Below are 17035 nucleotides of genomic sequence, written 5' to 3' on the forward strand. Positions count from 1 at the left end.
CGTTTTAGGTTCTGTTATCCACCCTTCACCCCGTCCTGCGTCAGCAGACTTCAGAGTGAAGGGTGGTCAATCACTCGGCGCTCTTCTTCTTTGCCGCGCGCTTGGCTTTGGTCGCGGCGGCGATTTTCTGCGTTTTCGCCGACGGTTTTTTCGCTTTCTTCTCGCCTTTCGGCTTCGCTTTCGCCTGGTCTTTTTCTTTGCGGAACGCGCTGTCCGGCTCGAAGTTCACCTGCTTACCAACCTGACGACGACGGCCGCCCGGTTTGCCGGAGGTGCTCTTTTTCGCTTTCTCACGGGCGGTTTTGCCGACATTACGCGGCGCGCGCTCGCTGGAGATCAGGGTAAAGTCGATTTTACGCTCGTCCATGTTGACCGCTTCCACACGGACTTCCACGCGGTCGCCCAGGCGATAGGTCTGCCCGCCGGACTCGCCGATCAGACGCTGCCCCACCTGGTCGAAACGATAGTAATCGTTATCGAGGGAGGAAACATGTACCAGGCCGTCGATAAACAGATCGTTGAGACGAACGAAGAAGCCAAAGCCGGTCACGCTGGCGATAACCCCGGAGAAGATATTGCCTACCTGATCCTGCATGAAGTCACACTTCAGCCAGTCGGAGACTTCGCGCGTCGCTTCATCGGCGCGACGTTCGGTCATCGAGCAGTGCTCGCCCAGCTGCAGCATCTCTTCCATGCTGTAGTGCCAGCCGCCGGTCTCCGTGCTATTGCCTTTATGCCCCTGCTCTTTGGCCAGCAGATATTTGATGGCGCGGTGCAGCGACAGATCCGGGTAACGACGGATCGGCGAGGTGAAGTGGGCATAGGACTGCAGCGCGAGGCCAAAGTGGCCGCGGTTTTCCGGATCATAGACCGCCTGCTTCATCGACCGCAGGAGCATCGTCTGCAGCATTTCCGCATCCGGGCGATCGGCGATGGAGGTCAGCAGTTCGGCGTAATCGCGCGGCTCCGGCTTGTTGCCGCCCGGCAGTTCCAGACCCAGTTCCGCCAGCACGCTGCGGAACGCGGTAATCGCCTCGGTGCTCGGCTTATCGTGAATACGGAACAGCGCCGGCTCCTGCGCCTTCTCAACGAAGCGCGCAGCGGAGATGTTCGCCAGGATCATGCACTCTTCAATCAGCTTGTGCGCATCGTTACGCTGGGTCTGTTCGATACGCTCGATACGGCGCTCTGCGTTGAAGATGAATTTAGCTTCTTCACTTTCAAATGAGATACCGCCACGCTCTTCGCGGGCGCCATCGAGCACCTTGTAGAGGTTATGCAGTTCTTCAATATGCTTCACCAGCGGCGCGTAGTGCTCACGCAGCTCCTGGTCGCCCTGCAGCATATGCCACACCTTGGTATAGGTCAGGCGAGCATGTGAACTCATCACCGCTTCATAGAATTTATAACCGGTCAGACGGCCTTTTGACGAAATCGTCATCTCGCACACCATGCACAGGCGATCGACCTGCGGGTTCAGCGAGCACAGACCGTTAGACAGCACTTCCGGCAGCATCGGCACCACCTGCGACGGGAAGTAGACCGAGGTTCCGCGGCTGCGCGCTTCAGCGTCCAGCGGCGTCCCTGGACGCACGTAGTAGCTGACGTCGGCAATGGCTACCCACAGGCGCCAGCCGCCGCCGCGTTTCTTCTCGCAGTACACCGCGTCATCGAAGTCGCGGGCATCTTCGCCGTCAATGGTGACCAGCGGCAGGGAGCGCAGATCGACGCGCCCGGCTTTCGCCTCTTCCGGCACCTGCTCTTTCAGGCCGGAAACCTGGTTTTCTACCGCCGGCGGCCAGACGTATGGAATTTCATGGGTGCGCAGCGCCATATCGACGGCCATACCGGTACCCATGTTGTCGCCCAGCACTTCGACGATTTTCCCCACGGCTTTGGTGCGACGGGTCGGGCGCTGGGTCAGCTCGACCACCACCACGTAGCCCATCCGCGCGCCCATGATCTCTTCCGGCGGGATCAGGATATCGAAGCTCAGGCGACTGTCGTCCGGGACGACGAAACCGACGCCAGCGTCGGTAAAGTAGCGGCCAACAATCTGGCTGGTTTTCGGCACCAGGACGCGGACAATGCGCGCTTCGCGGCGGCCCTTGCGGTCCGCGCCCAGCGGTTGGGCCAGCACCTGGTCGCCATGAATACAGGTTTTCATCTGCTCTGACGACAGGTAGAGATCGTCTTTGCGCCCTTCAACGCGCAGGAAACCATAGCCATCACGGTGGCCGATAACGGTTCCTTTGAGGAGATCAAGGCGCTCCGGCAGCGCATAGCACTGACGACGGGTGAAGACCAGCTGACCGTCGCGCTCCATCGCGCGCAGGCGGCGGCGCAGCGCTTCGGTTTGCTCTTCGCCCTCGATATTTAACTCGATGGCCAGCTCATCGCGGCTGGCAGGCTTTTCCCGTTTGGTTAAATGTTCGAGGATAAATTCCCGGCTCGGGATTGGGTTCGCGTACTTCTCAGCTTCGCGTTCCTGGAATGGATCTTGTGACATATCGGTTCCTCCGTTGTCATCTCCGGCAGAGTGGCGTCACTCCACCAGCAATAATTTATAAAGCGGTTGATTCTTCTCAACCAAATCAGCCAGCGTATAGTTATCCAGTTCCTTGAGAAAACTCTGCGCGGCTTCAGCTAGCGCCTGTTTCAAACGACAGGCTGGTGTAATGTGGCAAAACTCGCTGCTGCAGTTGACCAGCGATAAGGGTTCAAGGTCGCGCACCACGTCACCGACGCGGATCTGTCCTGCTGGTTTGCCGAGGCGAATGCCCCCGTTCTTCCCCCGCACGGCAGTTACGTAGCCCATGCGACTTAACTGATTGATTATTTTAACCATATGATTACGGGAGACGCCATAGACCTCGGTCACTTCCGAGATACTGGTCATCCGTCCTTCCGGCAGCGACGCCATATAAATCAGCGCCCGTAGTCCGTAATCGGTGAAACTCGTTAACTGCACATAAACCTCAGGGAAAAGAAAACAGGGTATGTCGAGCGACATCATTATTATTGATGATAAACCAGCCAGCGCTCAGGCCGCTAATTTATTTGAAATGGGGCGGGCGAACAGCAAAAACAAGGGCGCCCGAACGGCGCCCCTTGCGAGTGATTATGCGTCGAACGGGTCGCGCAGAATCATGGTCTCGGTACGGTCTGGACCGGTAGAGATGATATCAACCGGAACGCCGGTCAGCTCTTCAATACGCTGGATGTAGTTCAGCGCTGCCTGCGGCAGGCCGCTGCGCTCTTTCACGCCGAAGGTGGTTTCAGACCAGCCCGGCATGGTTTCGTAGATAGGCTCGATACCTTCCCAGTTGTCGGCTGCCAGCGGAGTGGTGGTCACTTCGCGGCCATCCGGCATACGGTAGCCAACGCAGATTTTCACTTCTTTCAGGCCGTCGAGGACGTCCAGTTTAGTCAGGCAGAAGCCGGACAGGGAGTTAATCTGCACCGCGCGACGAACCGCGACGGCGTCCAGCCAGCCGGTACGACGACGACGACCGGTGGTGGCGCCGAATTCGTTACCCTGCTTGCAGAGGAACTCGCCGGTTTCATCAAACAGCTCGGTCGGGAACGGACCCGCGCCTACGCGAGTCGAGTAAGCTTTGATGATACCCAGAACGTAATCCACATAACGCGGGCCCAGGCCGGAGCCGGTCGCCACGCCACCGGCGGTGGTGTTGGAAGAGGTTACGTACGGATAAGTACCATGGTCGATATCCAGCAGCGTGCCCTGCGCGCCTTCGAACATCACGAAGTCGCCGCGTTTACGCGCCTGATCCAGCAGGTCGGAAACGTCCACCACCATGCCGGTCAGGATGTCGGCAATCGCCATCACATCATCCAGCACTTTCTGGTAGTCAACCGCTTCTGCTTTGTAGAAGTTCACCAGCTGGAAGTTGTGATATTCCATCACTTCTTTCAGTTTATCGGCGAAGGTTGCTTTATCGAACAGATCGCCAACGCGCAGACCGCGACGAGCGACTTTATCTTCGTAAGCCGGGCCGATGCCGCGACCGGTGGTGCCGATCGCCTTCGCGCCGCGCGCTTTTTCACGCGCCACGTCCAGCGCCACGTGATAGTCAAGGATAAGCGGGCAGGCTTCAGAGAGCAGCAGACGCTCGCGAACCGGGATACCACGGTCTTCCAGGCCCTTCATCTCTTTCATCAGCGCAGCCGGAGACAGCACGACGCCGTTACCGATGATGCTGGTGACGTTTTCACGCAGAATGCCTGATGGAATAAGATGGAGAACGGTTTTTTCACCGTTGATTACGAGAGTATGGCCGGCGTTGTGACCACCCTGGTAGCGCACAACATATTTAGCCCGTTCTGTCAGGAGATCGACGATCTTCCCTTTACCTTCGTCACCCCATTGGGTGCCCAGTACGACGACGTTGTTACCCATTTTTCAAAATCACCGTTTGCTTAAAAATGGATTCTACCATCGCTTTTTCAGAGTTACAGCACTTTTTGCATCCAAAATAAGGCAAATCCGACCACTTTTTGATCAGCCAATCGATTTCCTCAACATGTAGTAGATCACAATCCCGGCAACCACAAGTCCGCCGCCAAAGCGCCGCAATAAATTATCCGGGAGCTGGCTCAGGCTGGCGACCATCTTGCGCCAGGCGCGCGGATAAAGTAGCGGGCCAAGCCCTTCGAGTACTAAAACCAGCGCCAGCGCCAGCCAAATGGTGGAGTTCATCGTCAACCCTAATTGAAAAGTATCATCGCCGCCTTCGCAGGCGTCATCGGCCAGCATAGTGAATTCATGCACTCATTTCACATTGTCCCGTATTTCAGCTTCATTATGAACCAGCAAAGTGAAACATAATTCACAACTAATTGTATTGATGGATATTTTTTAAACTGTAACTATGCCGCCGCGTACTACAACCCGGTACGTCTACATAATCAGGAAGATTATCATGAGAGAATTAACCGCATTTGAAATCGAAAATGTGAGCGGCGCAGGCTGGTTACAGGATGGCATGGCCTCCTTAGGTAGCAAGGTCGGCGCCGCCGTATGGACGATGGGCACCGATGTCCTGAGCATCAACCTGCCGCTGATTGGCACCATTAATCTGGCCGATCTGGCGCCGGACCTGGGCAAAACCCTGGGCGAAAGCGTTGGCTCATCTATCGGCGGCACCATCGAAAGTACGCTGGCGGGCCTGCCGGTGATCGGCGGCCTGCTGAACAAGCTGCTCGGCAACTAATTCATGCCGTCGTAGCATAAAAAAGGCGCCTGTCTCAGGCGCCTTTTTGCATTAACCACTGTAGGTTACCGTCATCTTCGACTTATTTACGCACCGAATCCGGTGAACGCATATAGCGGAAGAAATCGCTATCCGGGCTCAGGACCATGACATCCTGATTGCTCTGGAAGCTCTTCTCATAGGCGCGCAGGCTACGAATAAAGGAATAGAAGCCCGGATCCTGGCTGAACGCGTCGGCAAACAGTTTTGCCGATTCCGCATCGCCTTCACCACGCAGGATACGGCCCTGGCGCTCGGCTTCCGCCAGCGTCTTGGTGACTTCATAGTCCGCGGTCGCGCGCAGTTTTTCCGCCTCTTCCTGACCCTGTGAACGGTGGCGACGAGCAACCGCTTCACGCTCCGCGCGCATACGGTTGTAGATCGCTTCCGACACTTCCGCCGGCAGGTTGATCTGCTTGATACGCACGTCGACGACTTCAATACCCAGCGCCGCCATACTGTTCGGGTTGATCACCTGCACTTTGCCGTTGGTTTCAGCTTCCACGCGCTCTGCCGCTTTGGCAATCGCGTCGTCAGCTGCCGGCGTGCTAACCTCGTCTTCCGTACCGGCCGACCCTGAGTTCAGCGCATCACGCACTTCCAGCGTCAGACGGCCACGGGAGTCGGTGACGATGTCTTTCACATCCAAACGGCCGATTTCAGAACGCAGACGGTCCGAGAATTTACGCTTCAGCAGCACCTCTGCCTGGGAGACGTCGCCGCCGCCGGTGGCCAGGTAGTAACGGCTGAAGTCGCTGATGCGCCATTTAATATAGGAGTCGACGATCAGGTCTTTCTTCTCTTTGGTGACAAAACGGTCAGCCTGGTTATCCATGGTCTGAATACGCGCATCCAGCATTTTCACCGATTCGATAAACGGGATCTTGAAGTGCAGGCCTGGCGCATATACCAGCGGCTTGTTTTCGTCGTCGCGCAGAACTTTACCGAAACGCAGCGTGATACCGCGCTCGCCCTCCTTCACGACAAAGACTGACATGTAGAGCACTACCAGCACGATGACAATGATCGCGATAACAGATTTACGCATCGTTATTCCCCCTGACGCTGGTAGTCGTTACGCTGCGCGTTAGCGCGGCGTTGGTCCATAATGCTACCCCCGGTTGAGCTCGAGGTTGATGAGGTGCTGGCGCTGCCAGTGCTGGATGCAGGCGGCAGACGCAGCAGATCGCTGGCGTCACTGCTATCGCTCTTTGCTGCCGGCGCAGCGGCGCCTTTCAGCATCTGGTCCAGCGGCAGAACCATCAGATTGCCGTTTTTGCTGTCATTAACCAGCACTTTACGGGTGTGGCTCAGCACTTTTTCCATCGTTTCGATGTACAGACGCTCGCGGGTAATCTCCGGCGCGGCTTTGTATTCCGGCAGGATCTTAGCAAAGCGAGCCACTTCACCCTGGGCTTCCAGGACGGTCTGGGTCTTATAGGCGCGTGCCTCTTCGAGGATACGCTGCGCCTGACCATTCGCGCGCGGCTGGACTTCGTTGGTGTAAGCCTCCGCTTCACGAATGTACTGCTGTTCGTTCTCACGCGCGGCAATGGCATCGTCAAACGCGGCTTTCACCTCTTCCGGCGGACGTGCCGTCTGGAAGTTGACGTCCAGCAGAGTGATGCCCATGTTGTACGGGCGAATCGTCTCTTCCAGCTCACGCTGAGTATCGCTACGGATCACGGTACGACCTTCGGTCAGAATGCGATCCATAGTGTATTTACCGATCACCCCGCGCAGCGCGCTGTCGGTGGCCTGACGCAGGCTGTCGTCCGCGCTGGTGACGCTAAACAGATAGCGCTCCGGATCGGTGACGCGGTACTGCACGTTCATCTCAACGCGCACCACGTTTTCGTCAGAGGTCAACATGACGCCGGACGCCGCCAGTTCACGTACCGACTCCACGTTTACTGCCTGCACGTTATCGATAAAGGTCGGCTTCCAGTTCAGGCCCGGCTCAACCAGATGGCTGAACTTACCAAAACGGGTGACCACGCCGCGTTCGGCTTCTTTAATAGTATAGAAACCGCTGGCCGCCCAGATAATCACTGCCGCCGCGGCAACGATGCCGACAATACGCCCGCCCATCGGTCCGCGAGGTCCCTGCGCGCTATTGCCGCCGCCCAGTCCGCCCTTGCCGCCGCCGAGCCCGCCAAGTTTTTTACTTAACTTGCGGAAGATATCATCCAGATCCGGCGGCCCCTGCTCGCGACCGCCTTTGTTGCCATTTCCCTCAGAGTTGCCGCCAGGTTTGCTGCTCCCCCACGGGTCGCGGTCCTGTCCGTTATTACCGGGCTGATTCCACGCCATGTATATGCTCCATATTTGTTTTTGATATCCCCACAGGGGTCAATATCTTCAGGCAAGCTGCAAGGTCAAACCACATAGTCAACAAGCGTTGGCTCTTGCTTACAGAGGCGCCGCCAGTCAACGATCGGCATGCGCACCTGCAGACTCACGCTGCCGTCATCCTCCATCCACTCTTTTTCTATCGCCTGAAGCTGATAGAAACGGCTTCTCAGTCGCCCTTCTTTCGGCGGTAAGCGCAGCGTATGCTGGGCCACTTCACCGGAAAGGCGCTCCGTTAACGCCTGAAAAAGCAGTGGTACGCCAACCCCGGTCTGAGCGGAAAGCCAGACCCGAATCGGTTTATTTTCATCGTCGCGATCGATGCGCGGTTCAAAATCGTCCAGCATGTCGATTTTGTTCATCACCAGCAGCGCCGGGATCTCATCGGCCTCAATTTCAGCGAGAACCGTATTTACCGCATCAATGTTTTCCTGCACGCGGACATCCGCCGCGTCAATCACATGCAGCAGCAGCGTCGCCTGACGCGTCTCCTGCAACGTCGCTTTAAACGCGGCCACCAGATCGTGCGGCAGGTGGCGAATAAAGCCGACGGTATCGGCCAGCACCGTTTCGCCGACGTCAGGGACGTCAATGCGGCGCAGCGTCGGGTCCAGGGTCGCGAACAGCTGGTTCGCGGCATAGACCTCGGCGGCGGTGATCTGGTTAAAGAGCGTTGATTTTCCGGCGTTGGTGTAGCCCACCAGCGACACGGTTGGAATATCGGCTTTCGCGCGCGACCGCCGCCCCTGCTCACGCTGTTTTTCGACTTTTTCCAGCCGCGACAGGATCTGCATGATGCGGTTACGCAATAAACGACGGTCAGTTTCGAGCTGGGTTTCACCCGGGCCACGCAAACCGATCCCGCCCTTTTGTCTTTCAAGGTGGGTCCAGCCGCGGACAAGGCGGGTCGCCATATGGCGCAGCTGCGCCAGCTCGACCTGCAGTTTCCCTTCATGGGTGCGCGCGCGCTGAGCGAAAATATCTAAAATAAGACCGGTACGATCGATAACCCGGCATTCGCACAGGCGTTCCAGGTTGCGTTCTTGCGCCGGACTCAGGGCATGATCGAAGAGCACGACCGAAGCGCCGGTCGCTTTAACGGCTTCCGCAATTTCGACTGCCTTACCTTCACCAACAAAATACTTCGGGTGCGGTGCTTTACGGCTACCGGTAATCACCTGCATTGCTTCGACACCGGCGGAAGAGGCCAGAGTTTCAAACTCCTGGAGGTCTTCCATATCTTTGTCTTGCGAAAAATAGATGTGTACCAGTACCGCCTGCTCACCGGCGTCATAACGGTCAAACAAGCGTAAACCCCTTATAAAATACCAGCGGGGAACGCAGAAAACCTGGCTCCCCGGCGTGGAAAAACAGCACTAGCCTTATTCGGCGTCGTCGCTGTCTTGTTGTGGCGCAGAAGAGCCCTGCGCGCTACCACCGTGGTGATAGTTACTGGAACCGCCGCCAGCATTGTTGCTGTGGTGAGACACCGGGCGAGACGGGACAACAGTAGAAATTGCGTGCTTATAGACCATCTGGCTGACCGTGTTCTTCAACAGGATCACGAACTGATCGAAAGACTCAATTTGCCCTTGCAGCTTGATACCATTCACCAAATAAATAGAAACCGGAACGCGTTCCCGACGCAAAGCGTTCAGGAACGGATCTTGTAAAGATTGCCCCTTAGCCATTCTCTCTTTTCCTTATATGTATGCTTGTTTTGTACTCAGAACCTTACGATTCTCAAAAAAAATTACGCACGATACCGTTTAATTGTACACGTTCAGTTCTGGCTCGCACCAACAACCTGTAATACTTTGTTGAGCGCTTGTTCAGGTTGTTCACTGTCTAACCAGTGCACACCTTCCCAACCGCGCAGCCAGGTGACCTGACGTTTGGCTAACTGTCTCGTGGCGCAAACACCTCGATAAACCATCTCATCATATGGGATCTCGCCATTGAGATATGACCACATCTGGCGGTATCCGACACAACGGATGGAAGGCATATCCGTATGCAAATCTCCGCGGGCAAAAAGCGCCCGTACTTCTGCTTCAAAACCTGAAGCTAACATCTGATGAAAACGCTGTTCTATGCGTTGATGGAGCAGTTCACGGCTCGCCGGGGCGATGGCGAACTGATGCACCTGATATGGCAGAGCGTCTCCTGACGTTTGCGTCAGTTCCGTTAAAGTTTTACCCGAAATGAAAAAAACTTCCAGTGCCCGGGAAAGCCTTTGCGGATCATTTGGATGAATACGCGCAGCCGCCACGGGATCGATCTCCTGTAACTGCTGATGTAACGCGTTCCACCCCTGCTCTGCGGCCTGCCGCTCAATCCGCGCTCTGACCTCTGGGTCAGCGGACGGTAAGGGCGACAATCCTTCCAGCAACGCTTTGAAATACAACATCGTCCCGCCGACTAACAGCGGAATTCGCCCGGCGGCGACAATTTCCGCCATCGCCGCCAGCGCATCGCGGCGAAAATCCGCCGCGGAATAGGCCTCTGCAGGATCTAAAATATCCAGCAGCCGGTGCGGCGCGGCGCTCAGCTCTGCGGCATCCGGTTTGGCGGTGCCAATATCCATTCCCCGATAAATGAGGGCGGAATCAACACTAATCAACTCTACTGGCAAAACTTTACGTAAGGCTATCGCCAGCGCGGTTTTGCCGGAGGCCGTCGGGCCCATTAAAAAAATTGCCTTGGGCAGGCTCGCCTCGGTTACATCATTCATCTTTCAGGGCATTCATCGCCGAATGGAGATCTACAGGTTGTAACAGGCCACCCGGCGGCGTTCTCACCAGCTGCGGGCAAAGACGCTCAACGTCCGCCAGCAGCGCAATCGCCTGCGCCATATTCCATGACGTCTGTTCGCTCGTCAGATTACGCGCCATCCATTGGGCGATATTGCCGACGTCGAATGCGTTTTGCTGCGCCAGGTAGCCTATCAGTTCAGGAATCAAGATTTGTAAATTTTGTTGTCTTAAGGGTAAAGGGACCGCGCGCACCGTCACGTGCAGGGCATCGGTATGCATATCGATCCCCAGCTGCGTCAGCGCCGGCTGCGCGGCGGCCAGCGCCTGTTTTTCCCCTTCCGTCACTTTTAACCGCAGGGGGATCAGCAGCGGCTGGGCACAGACGGCCTCTGCTCCCGGGGTTAACTGCGCCTGGCGCAGCCAGCGCTCGGCAACGGTCAACGACAGCAGCGCCAGTCCGCCCTCGCGCTCGAGCAGCGCGCAGTCGCGGCTCACAATCGTCAGCACTCTGCCAAAGCTCTGGCTGTGACCGGCCAGTTCCGCCGTGCCCGGAGTCTGTAACGCGGGCTTTGGCGCCGTTGGCGTGTCGAGCAACTGACGATAAAGCGCCCCTTGCTGCTTCTGGTAACCCGGCTGCGCGTGCGGCCAGCTCGCGCCGCCCGGCCTGCCGCTGGAGGCCGCAGGCTCACGCGATGGCGTGATGCTGAAACGGGTTGCCGGTTCACGCGCTTCCGACGGCCGCGCAAACTGGTTGCCGCCCGCCGCGATCCGGTTCTCCGGCATCGCACGGGGCGCCGGCGGGTCGTCTTTTTCCGCCAGCGGCGCGTCAAGTTGCTGCTGCAGCACGCTCAGTACGCCCTGGTAGATAAAGTCATGCACCAGGCGCGACTGATGGAAACGCACCTCATGCTTGGCCGGGTGGACGTTCACATCCACCTGATGGGGATCGATCTCCAGATACAGCACAAACGCCGGCTGCTGATCGGCCCCCAGTTTGTCTTCACAGGCCTGGCGGATAGCGTGGTTGATCAGCCGGTCGCGCATCATCCGCCCGTTAACGTAGCAATACTGAATTTCCGCCAGCGCAGGGGTGGTATGCAGCGGATCGGCGACCCAGCCGCGCAGGGTCAGATCGCCATGCTGCCACTCAATCGCCAGGGCATGTTCAAGAAAGGCGGCGCCACAGATGGTTCCCAGCCGCCGCTCCCGTTGGCCATCCTGAGCGACTGCCCGATACTGGCGCATCACCTTGCCGTTATGGCTGAGGTTGATGGTGACGTCGAAGCGCGCCAGCGCAATGCGGCGGACCACCTCGTCAATGTGGCCGAACTCGGTCTTTTCGGTACGCATAAATTTGCGCCGCGCCGGGGTGTTGTAGAACAGATCGAGGACTTCCAGGGTGGTGCCGACCGGGTGCGCCGCCGGCTTCACCGTCACCGCCTGATCGCGGCCTTCGGCATACGCCTGCCAGGCTTCCTGCTGTTCCGCCGTGCGCGAGGTGAGCGTCAGACGCGCCACCGAGCTGATACTGGCCAGCGCTTCGCCGCGAAAACCGAGGCTGATAATGGCTTCGAGATCGTCGAGCGAGGCGATTTTGCTGGTCGCGTGGCGAGCCAGGGCCAGCGCCAGCTCGTCTTTTTTGATGCCGCAGCCGTTATCGCGAATGCGAATGAGCTTCGCGCCGCCGCGTTCGATATCAATATCAATTCGCGTGGCGCCCGCATCAAGGCTGTTTTCAACCAGCTCTTTCACCACCGACGCGGGCCGTTCCACCACTTCGCCGGCGGCAATCTGGTTGGCGAGCTGCGGCGGCAGAACCTGAATCGGCATCCCCTGCTCCTTAGTTAATCAACATCCCGCCTGGCGCTGCGGCGCTGGCGGTCTGCGCCGCCTCGCCGCGAGGCGCCGACTGCAGCGGATGCTGCATAAAGTAGTTGCGCAGACCGTTGTAAATCGCCTCCGCAATCTGCTCCTGGTAATCATCGCTCCCCAGTAGCCGTTCTTCCCCGTTGTTACTGATAAAGCCTGTTTCCACGAGAATCGACGGAATGTCCGGCGAGCGCAGTACGCCGAGGCTGGCATGCTCAGGACGGCGCTTATGCAGATTGCCAATCCGCTGCAGCTGGCTGAGTACGTTGGTCGCCACATCGTAGCCGACGCGCTGGGAGTGACCGAACTGCAGATCCAGCACCGCCTGGCTCAGGTAGGGATCGGCCTGGCTGTTCGCCAGCACATCGCCCGCTCCGCCGAGCAGTTCAGACTGCTTCTCATGCTGCTCCAGCCAGCCGGCCATTTCACTGTTGGCGCGACGGTTCGAGAGCACCCATACCGAGGCGCCGGTGGCATCGCGGTTTGGCGCGGCGTCGGCATGGATTGAGACGAGGAAGTTGGCGTTTTGCTTACGCGCCACATCCGAGCGCCCCATTACCGAAATAAAGTAATCCCCGTCACGGGTCAGCACCGGTTTAAACTGCGGATCGGCGTTCAGCAGCGCCCGCAGCTTGCGCGCGATAGCGATAGTCACGTTCTTCTCTTTGGTGCCATTCGGGCCAATCGCGCCAGGATCCTGACCGCCGTGCCCGGCGTCGATGGCGATAATCACCTTATCCTGCGCCGACACCGTGCGGGCCGCCGGACGGGTCACGGTCTGATTGTTGGTCATCGCCGGCTGCGAGGGGGTCATCACCGTCTGCCGATCGTGGCCCGACGAGCTAAACGGATTGCGTCCCGCCGTCGCCGTCCGGGAAGGCATTACCGGCGGCGGGTCGGCCCGTTTCACCACCACAGGAGGCGGCGGCGGCGGTGGCGGCGCGTCGGCGTTGATGGTAAAGACCACCGTGTAATTCGCCCCGTTCTGCTGCTTCACCGCCCGGGTTTTGCCATCTTCCGTCAGATCCACCAGCAGACGCAGCGTCTGCGTATCCTGCGGCGTACCGGCGCGAATACTCTTCACCAGGTTGCTGCCGCTAAATTTCAGCGGCAGTCCCTGCAATACGCCGGTCTGCTTGATATCCAGCGCCACCAGTCGTTTGCCCTGCGGGGTAAAGGAATACTCCGGTTCACCGACAAAGCTAAGAGTAATACGGGCCTGCTGGTCTCCGTTGGAGACCTGGATATCGGATAAACTCGCCGCAGTGGCGTGAAGACTCGACAGCATCAGCGCAGCGGCAAGCCAGGTGGTTATGCGATACTTCATCCCGTCATCCTTCAGGCTAAATGGCTAAACGCGCCAGTAAAGATTCACCCCGTGAGGAGATCGCGGTCATGCGCGCCTCACGCCCTTGTGCCTGGTAATCAAGGTGAATTTCAACGTCCGGGTCAGGCAGGACACCTGCGCCTTGCTGCGGCCATTCCACCAGGCAGATGGCATCGTCGGCAAAATAATCGCGGATCCCCATAAATTCCAGCTCCTCAGGATCCGCCAGGCGGTAGAGATCGAAGTGATACACCATCAGTTTGTCGAGGGTGTACGGCTCCACCAGGGTATAGGTTGGGCTTTTGACATTGCCGCGGTGACCGAGCGCCTGTAAAAAGCCGCGGCTAAAGGTGGTTTTCCCCGCGCCTAAGTCACCATACAGGTAAATCACGGTGGCGCCGGTACAGGCCTGCGCAATACGGTCGCCCAGGGCCAGCGTGGCCTGCTCATCGGGTAAAGGAATCACTCGGTTAATCATGGTCTACGTCAATCACATCCGGGTTAACAACACGCCTGAGCGTGGAAAAGAGATCGGTCGCCAGCATGCCGCGGGTGCCCTCGCGGGCGGCCAGTCGGTCGGCGGCATCGCCATGCGCGACGCACCCGGCACAGGCAGCATCATACGGCGTCTGGTGCTGTCCTAACAATGCGGCAATAATGCCAGTGAGCACATCGCCCATTCCGCCGCTGGCCATACCGGCATTGCCGGCGTCGATAATGCCCATCGCCCCGCTTTCACTGGCCACCACCGTGCCCGCGCCTTTTAGCACGACCACGCCGCCATACCGTTTTACCAGACGCTGCGCAGAAAGTAAGCGATCGCTTTCAATTTCTGCCACGCTGACGTTCAGCAGACGGGCCGCTTCGCCGGGGTGCGGCGTCAGCACGCGATTGTGACGTTTATCGGGATTGAATGCCAGCAGGTTCAGCGCGTCTGCGTCCCAGACCATCGGTTTGTTAACACTTTCCACCATGCGCAGGGCGCTGCGTCCCCACTCGTTCTGCCCCAGGCCCGGGCCAATCGCCACCACATCCGCCCATTCCAGCGCGGCTTTCAGAGTCTGCGGCGTCAGTTCATCCACCATTAATTCCGGCCGGGCGGTGACAATGGGCGCCACGCTCTCAGGGTGAGTGAGTACTCGCACCAGCCCTGCGCCGGCGCGTAAAGCCGCTTCACCGCACATGCGAATCGCGCCTGCCGTGCCGCGATCGCCGCCGACGATCGCCAGCTTGCCGTGATCGCCCTTATGGGAGGTAGCCCGACGCGGCGGCAGCCAGTCGGCAAGGTGGGCGGTGCAAAATCGCGTCAGGGGAGTACTTTGTCCGGCGAGCCAGCGCTCAAGCCCCAGCGCATGATGGTGGAGCTGCCCGACGACATCCCGCGCCTTGCCGGTCAGCAGCCCCGGCTTGAGCGCAATAAACGTCAGCGTATGGTCGGCCTGAATGACCGCCCCCGGCGTCGCGCCGGTCTGCGCATTCAGGCCGGAAGGGATATCCAGAGCCACCACCGGCGCAGGATGGTGGTTCGCCTGGTGGATGAGCGCCGCGATGGATTCGCGCGGCGCACTGCGCAACCCGGTGCCAAGCAGGCCGTCAATAATCAGTGAGATATCGTCTGGCCAGGGGACAGTGGCCGCATGGATCACGCCGCCGGCGTTAAGCCATGCCTCCCGCGCCGCCTGCGCCTCTTCCGGCAGCGGGTTGTCACTCTCCACCGCCAGCAGCGTCACCCGCCGCCCGGCGGCCTGGGCCAGACGCGCGACGACATATCCGTCGCCGCCGTTGTTGCCATGCCCGCAGAGGATCAGCCAGTGCGCGCTGTCAGGAAAAGCGCGGCTGGCCAGCTGGAACGCCGCCTCGCCTGCGCGCTGCATCAGTTCAAACAGCGTCAGTCCCAGGCTGTCCGCTGCCTCTCGTTCGGCCAGGCGCAGCGCCTCCGCAGGCCAAATGTTGTATGGTATACTGTCAGGGTTTTTCGTCATTGTATGGTCCATCATGTCACAGCCCCTCGATCTCGTTCAGTTAGCGCAACAAATCAAACAATGGGGCACAGAACTCGGGTTCCAGCAGGTCGGTATCGCCGATACCGACCTTAGCGCCAGTGAACCCAAACTGCAGGCATGGCTGGATAAACAATACCACGGCGAAATGGAGTGGATGGCTCGTCACGGTATGATGCGCGCCCGCCCCCACGAACTGCTGCCCGGTACGTTACGCGTCATCAGCGTGCGGATGAACTATCTGCCCGCCAACGCCGCCTTTGCCCGCACCCTGAAAGATCCCGCGCTGGGTTACGTCAGCCGTTATGCCCTTGGGCGTGATTATCATAAGCTGCTACGTAATCGCCTGAAAAAACTGGGTGAGAAGATTCAGGAACAGTGTGCTTCGCTCAATTTTAGACCGTTTGTCGATTCCGCGCCTATCCTGGAGCGGCCCATCGCAGAAAAAGCGGGCCTTGGATGGACAGGTAAGCACTCACTTATCTTAAGCCGCGACGCCGGCTCCTTCTTTTTCCTCGGCGAACTGCTGATTGACCTGCCCCTGCCGGTCGACAGCCCGGTCGCGGAGGAGTGTGGACGCTGCGTCGCCTGCATGACCATCTGCCCCACCGGGGCCATCGTCGAGCCCTATACCGTCGACGCCCGCCGCTGCATCTCCTATCTCACCATCGAACTGGAAGGCGCGATCCCGGAGGAATTCCGTCCGCTCATCGGCAACCGGATCTATGGCTGTGACGACTGCCAGCTCATCTGCCCGTGGAACCGTTTCTCACAGCTCACCGATGAAGAGGATTTCAGTCCGCGCCAGGCGCTGCATGCCCCGCCGCTGGTGGAGCTGTTCGCCTGGAGCGAATCGTGGTTTCTGAAGGTGACCGAAGGGTCGGCGATTCGTCGCATTGGTCACCTGCGCTGGCTGCGTAATATCGCCGTCGCGCTGGGTAATGCGCCCTGGGATGAAGCCCATCTTCGCGCGCTGGAGAGTCGCCTGGGCGAGCACCCGCTTCTCGACGAACACATTGAGTGGGCGATGGCCCAGCAGCTGAAAAAACGGAGCGCCGACGCCGTTGAAGTACAGCTGCCGAAAAAATTACGTCTGGTCAGGGTGGTAGAGAAAGGGCTGCCGCGCGACGCCTGATTCATTCACAGGCTGTGAATAAAATCTAAAACACATTGCGTTTCAAGGCGCAGACCGAGGTCAAGTGATCGGATTAACATTTCGAAATGAAATTTAATTGTTAAATTTCAATTAGATATAAAGATATTATTTACAAAGCGAAGCATTTACGCCGTCAGAGACGAAACGACAACCTGTGGATAACTCTGTTCACAGTATTTCTGCAGACCAAATGAAAATCATCCCCGGCGCTGGATTGCACTGTGGATAAATAAGAGATGGAAGAAAATTTGGAGCGGGAAACGAGACTCGAACTCGCGACCCCGACCTTGGCAAGGTCGTGC

The 17035-nt window shown here is 58.4% G+C and carries 15 protein-coding genes; 2 read left to right on the top strand and 13 right to left on the bottom strand.

The genetic code is table 11. The annotated features are described in order from the left end of the window. Positions 1-70: 70 nt before the first annotated feature. The 4 genes from rnr to ABLU95_RS24445 all read right to left on the bottom strand — a co-directional run bounded on the left by rnr (position 71) and on the right by ABLU95_RS24445 (position 4720). Complete coding sequence (gene rnr / locus ABLU95_RS24430) at positions 71-2509, bottom strand: ribonuclease R (RefSeq protein WP_023291716.1); 2439 nt, start codon at positions 2507-2509, stop codon at positions 71-73. Positions 2510-2545: 36 nt separating this feature from the next. Beyond that, the gene (gene nsrR, locus ABLU95_RS24435) at positions 2546-2971 is read right to left on the bottom strand and encodes a nitric oxide-sensing transcriptional repressor NsrR (RefSeq protein ID WP_002885667.1); all 426 of its coding nucleotides are present in this window, start codon (positions 2969-2971) and stop codon (positions 2546-2548) included. A 150-nt stretch (positions 2972-3121) separates the two neighbouring features. Next, entirely contained in the window at positions 3122-4420 is a 1299-nt protein-coding gene (locus ABLU95_RS24440) for an adenylosuccinate synthase (RefSeq protein WP_012543110.1), read from the bottom strand. Positions 4421-4522: 102 nt separating this feature from the next. Then, positions 4523-4720, bottom strand: coding sequence for a DUF2065 domain-containing protein (locus ABLU95_RS24445; protein WP_002885664.1), 198 nt, complete (start codon positions 4718-4720; stop codon positions 4523-4525). A gap of 223 nt (positions 4721-4943) precedes the next feature. Here ABLU95_RS24445 and ABLU95_RS24450 point away from each other — a divergent pair, with 223 nt between their 5' ends. Continuing rightward, positions 4944-5234: a hypothetical protein gene (locus tag ABLU95_RS24450; RefSeq protein ID WP_080901606.1), complete on the top strand. Its 291-nt coding sequence runs from the start codon at positions 4944-4946 to the stop codon at positions 5232-5234. 82 nt (positions 5235-5316) lie between these two features. Here the strand turns inward: ABLU95_RS24450 and hflC are convergent, their stop codons facing one another. From hflC to nnr, 9 genes are all read right to left on the bottom strand, one after another. Then, entirely contained in the window at positions 5317-6321 is a 1005-nt protein-coding gene (gene hflC / locus ABLU95_RS24455) for a protease modulator HflC (RefSeq protein ID WP_004192484.1), read from the bottom strand. A 2-nt stretch (positions 6322-6323) separates the two neighbouring features. Then, entirely contained in the window at positions 6324-7586 is a 1263-nt protein-coding gene (gene hflK / locus ABLU95_RS24460) for an FtsH protease activity modulator HflK (protein WP_004206443.1), read from the bottom strand. 65 nt (positions 7587-7651) lie between these two features. Beyond that, positions 7652-8932, bottom strand: a complete 1281-nt coding sequence (hflX, locus tag ABLU95_RS24465) for a ribosome rescue GTPase HflX (protein ID WP_004146725.1) — start codon at positions 8930-8932, stop codon at positions 7652-7654. 75 nt (positions 8933-9007) lie between these two features. Then, positions 9008-9316 (bottom strand): RNA chaperone Hfq, encoded by a 309-nt coding sequence (hfq, locus tag ABLU95_RS24470; RefSeq protein WP_002885659.1) that lies wholly within the window; start codon positions 9314-9316, stop codon positions 9008-9010. Between the two features lie 92 nt (positions 9317-9408). Then, complete coding sequence (gene miaA, locus ABLU95_RS24475) at positions 9409-10359, bottom strand: tRNA (adenosine(37)-N6)-dimethylallyltransferase MiaA (RefSeq protein WP_044525187.1); 951 nt, start codon at positions 10357-10359, stop codon at positions 9409-9411. After that, entirely contained in the window at positions 10352-12211 is a 1860-nt protein-coding gene (mutL, locus tag ABLU95_RS24480) for a DNA mismatch repair endonuclease MutL (protein ID WP_086076019.1), read from the bottom strand. Before mutL ends, miaA begins: the two co-directional genes overlap by 8 nt. Positions 12212-12221: 10 nt before the next feature. Continuing rightward, complete coding sequence (amiB, locus tag ABLU95_RS24485) at positions 12222-13577, bottom strand: N-acetylmuramoyl-L-alanine amidase AmiB (protein WP_205425129.1); 1356 nt, start codon at positions 13575-13577, stop codon at positions 12222-12224. 16 nt (positions 13578-13593) lie between these two features. Continuing rightward, positions 13594-14055, bottom strand: coding sequence for a tRNA (adenosine(37)-N6)-threonylcarbamoyltransferase complex ATPase subunit type 1 TsaE (tsaE, locus tag ABLU95_RS24490; protein ID WP_032454629.1), 462 nt, complete (start codon positions 14053-14055; stop codon positions 13594-13596). Continuing rightward, on the bottom strand, positions 14048-15559 hold the full coding sequence (gene nnr / locus ABLU95_RS24495) for a bifunctional ADP-dependent NAD(P)H-hydrate dehydratase/NAD(P)H-hydrate epimerase (protein ID WP_348880453.1): 1512 nt from the start codon (positions 15557-15559) through the stop codon (positions 14048-14050). The genes tsaE and nnr overlap by 8 nt, the downstream gene beginning before the upstream one ends. Positions 15560-15572: 13 nt before the next feature. Between nnr and queG the strand changes: the two genes are divergently transcribed. Beyond that, positions 15573-16712: a tRNA epoxyqueuosine(34) reductase QueG gene (queG, locus tag ABLU95_RS24500; RefSeq protein ID WP_080901610.1), complete on the top strand. Its 1140-nt coding sequence runs from the start codon at positions 15573-15575 to the stop codon at positions 16710-16712. Positions 16713-17035: the final 323 nt, after the last annotated feature.

Source organism: Klebsiella sp. GG_Kp146 (genome assembly GCF_040061975.1).
GTDB classification, from domain to species: Bacteria; Pseudomonadota; Gammaproteobacteria; order Enterobacterales; family Enterobacteriaceae; genus Klebsiella; species Klebsiella quasipneumoniae.

Coding starts and splice junctions, on each gene's coding strand:
- rnr (WP_023291716.1), bottom strand. CDS start 2,509: ATGTCACAAGATCCATTCCAGGAACGCGAAGCTGAGAAGTACGCGAAC.
- ABLU95_RS24440 (WP_012543110.1), bottom strand. CDS start 4,420: ATGGGTAACAACGTCGTCGTACTGGGCACCCAATGGGGTGACGAAGGT.
- ABLU95_RS24445 (WP_002885664.1), bottom strand. CDS start 4,720: ATGAACTCCACCATTTGGCTGGCGCTGGCGCTGGTTTTAGTACTCGAA.
- ABLU95_RS24450 (WP_080901606.1), top strand. CDS start 4,944: ATGAGAGAATTAACCGCATTTGAAATCGAAAATGTGAGCGGCGCAGGC.
- hflC (WP_004192484.1), bottom strand. CDS start 6,321: ATGCGTAAATCTGTTATCGCGATCATTGTCATCGTGCTGGTAGTGCTC.
- hflK (WP_004206443.1), bottom strand. CDS start 7,586: ATGGCGTGGAATCAGCCCGGTAATAACGGACAGGACCGCGACCCGTGG.
- hfq (WP_002885659.1), bottom strand. CDS start 9,316: ATGGCTAAGGGGCAATCTTTACAAGATCCGTTCCTGAACGCTTTGCGT.
- miaA (WP_044525187.1), bottom strand. CDS start 10,359: ATGAATGATGTAACCGAGGCGAGCCTGCCCAAGGCAATTTTTTTAATG.
- mutL (WP_086076019.1), bottom strand. CDS start 12,211: ATGCCGATTCAGGTTCTGCCGCCGCAGCTCGCCAACCAGATTGCCGCC.
- amiB (WP_205425129.1), bottom strand. CDS start 13,577: ATGAAGTATCGCATAACCACCTGGCTTGCCGCTGCGCTGATGCTGTCG.
- tsaE (WP_032454629.1), bottom strand. CDS start 14,055: ATGATTAACCGAGTGATTCCTTTACCCGATGAGCAGGCCACGCTGGCC.
- nnr (WP_348880453.1), bottom strand. CDS start 15,559: ATGACGAAAAACCCTGACAGTATACCATACAACATTTGGCCTGCGGAG.
- queG (WP_080901610.1), top strand. CDS start 15,573: ATGTCACAGCCCCTCGATCTCGTTCAGTTAGCGCAACAAATCAAACAA.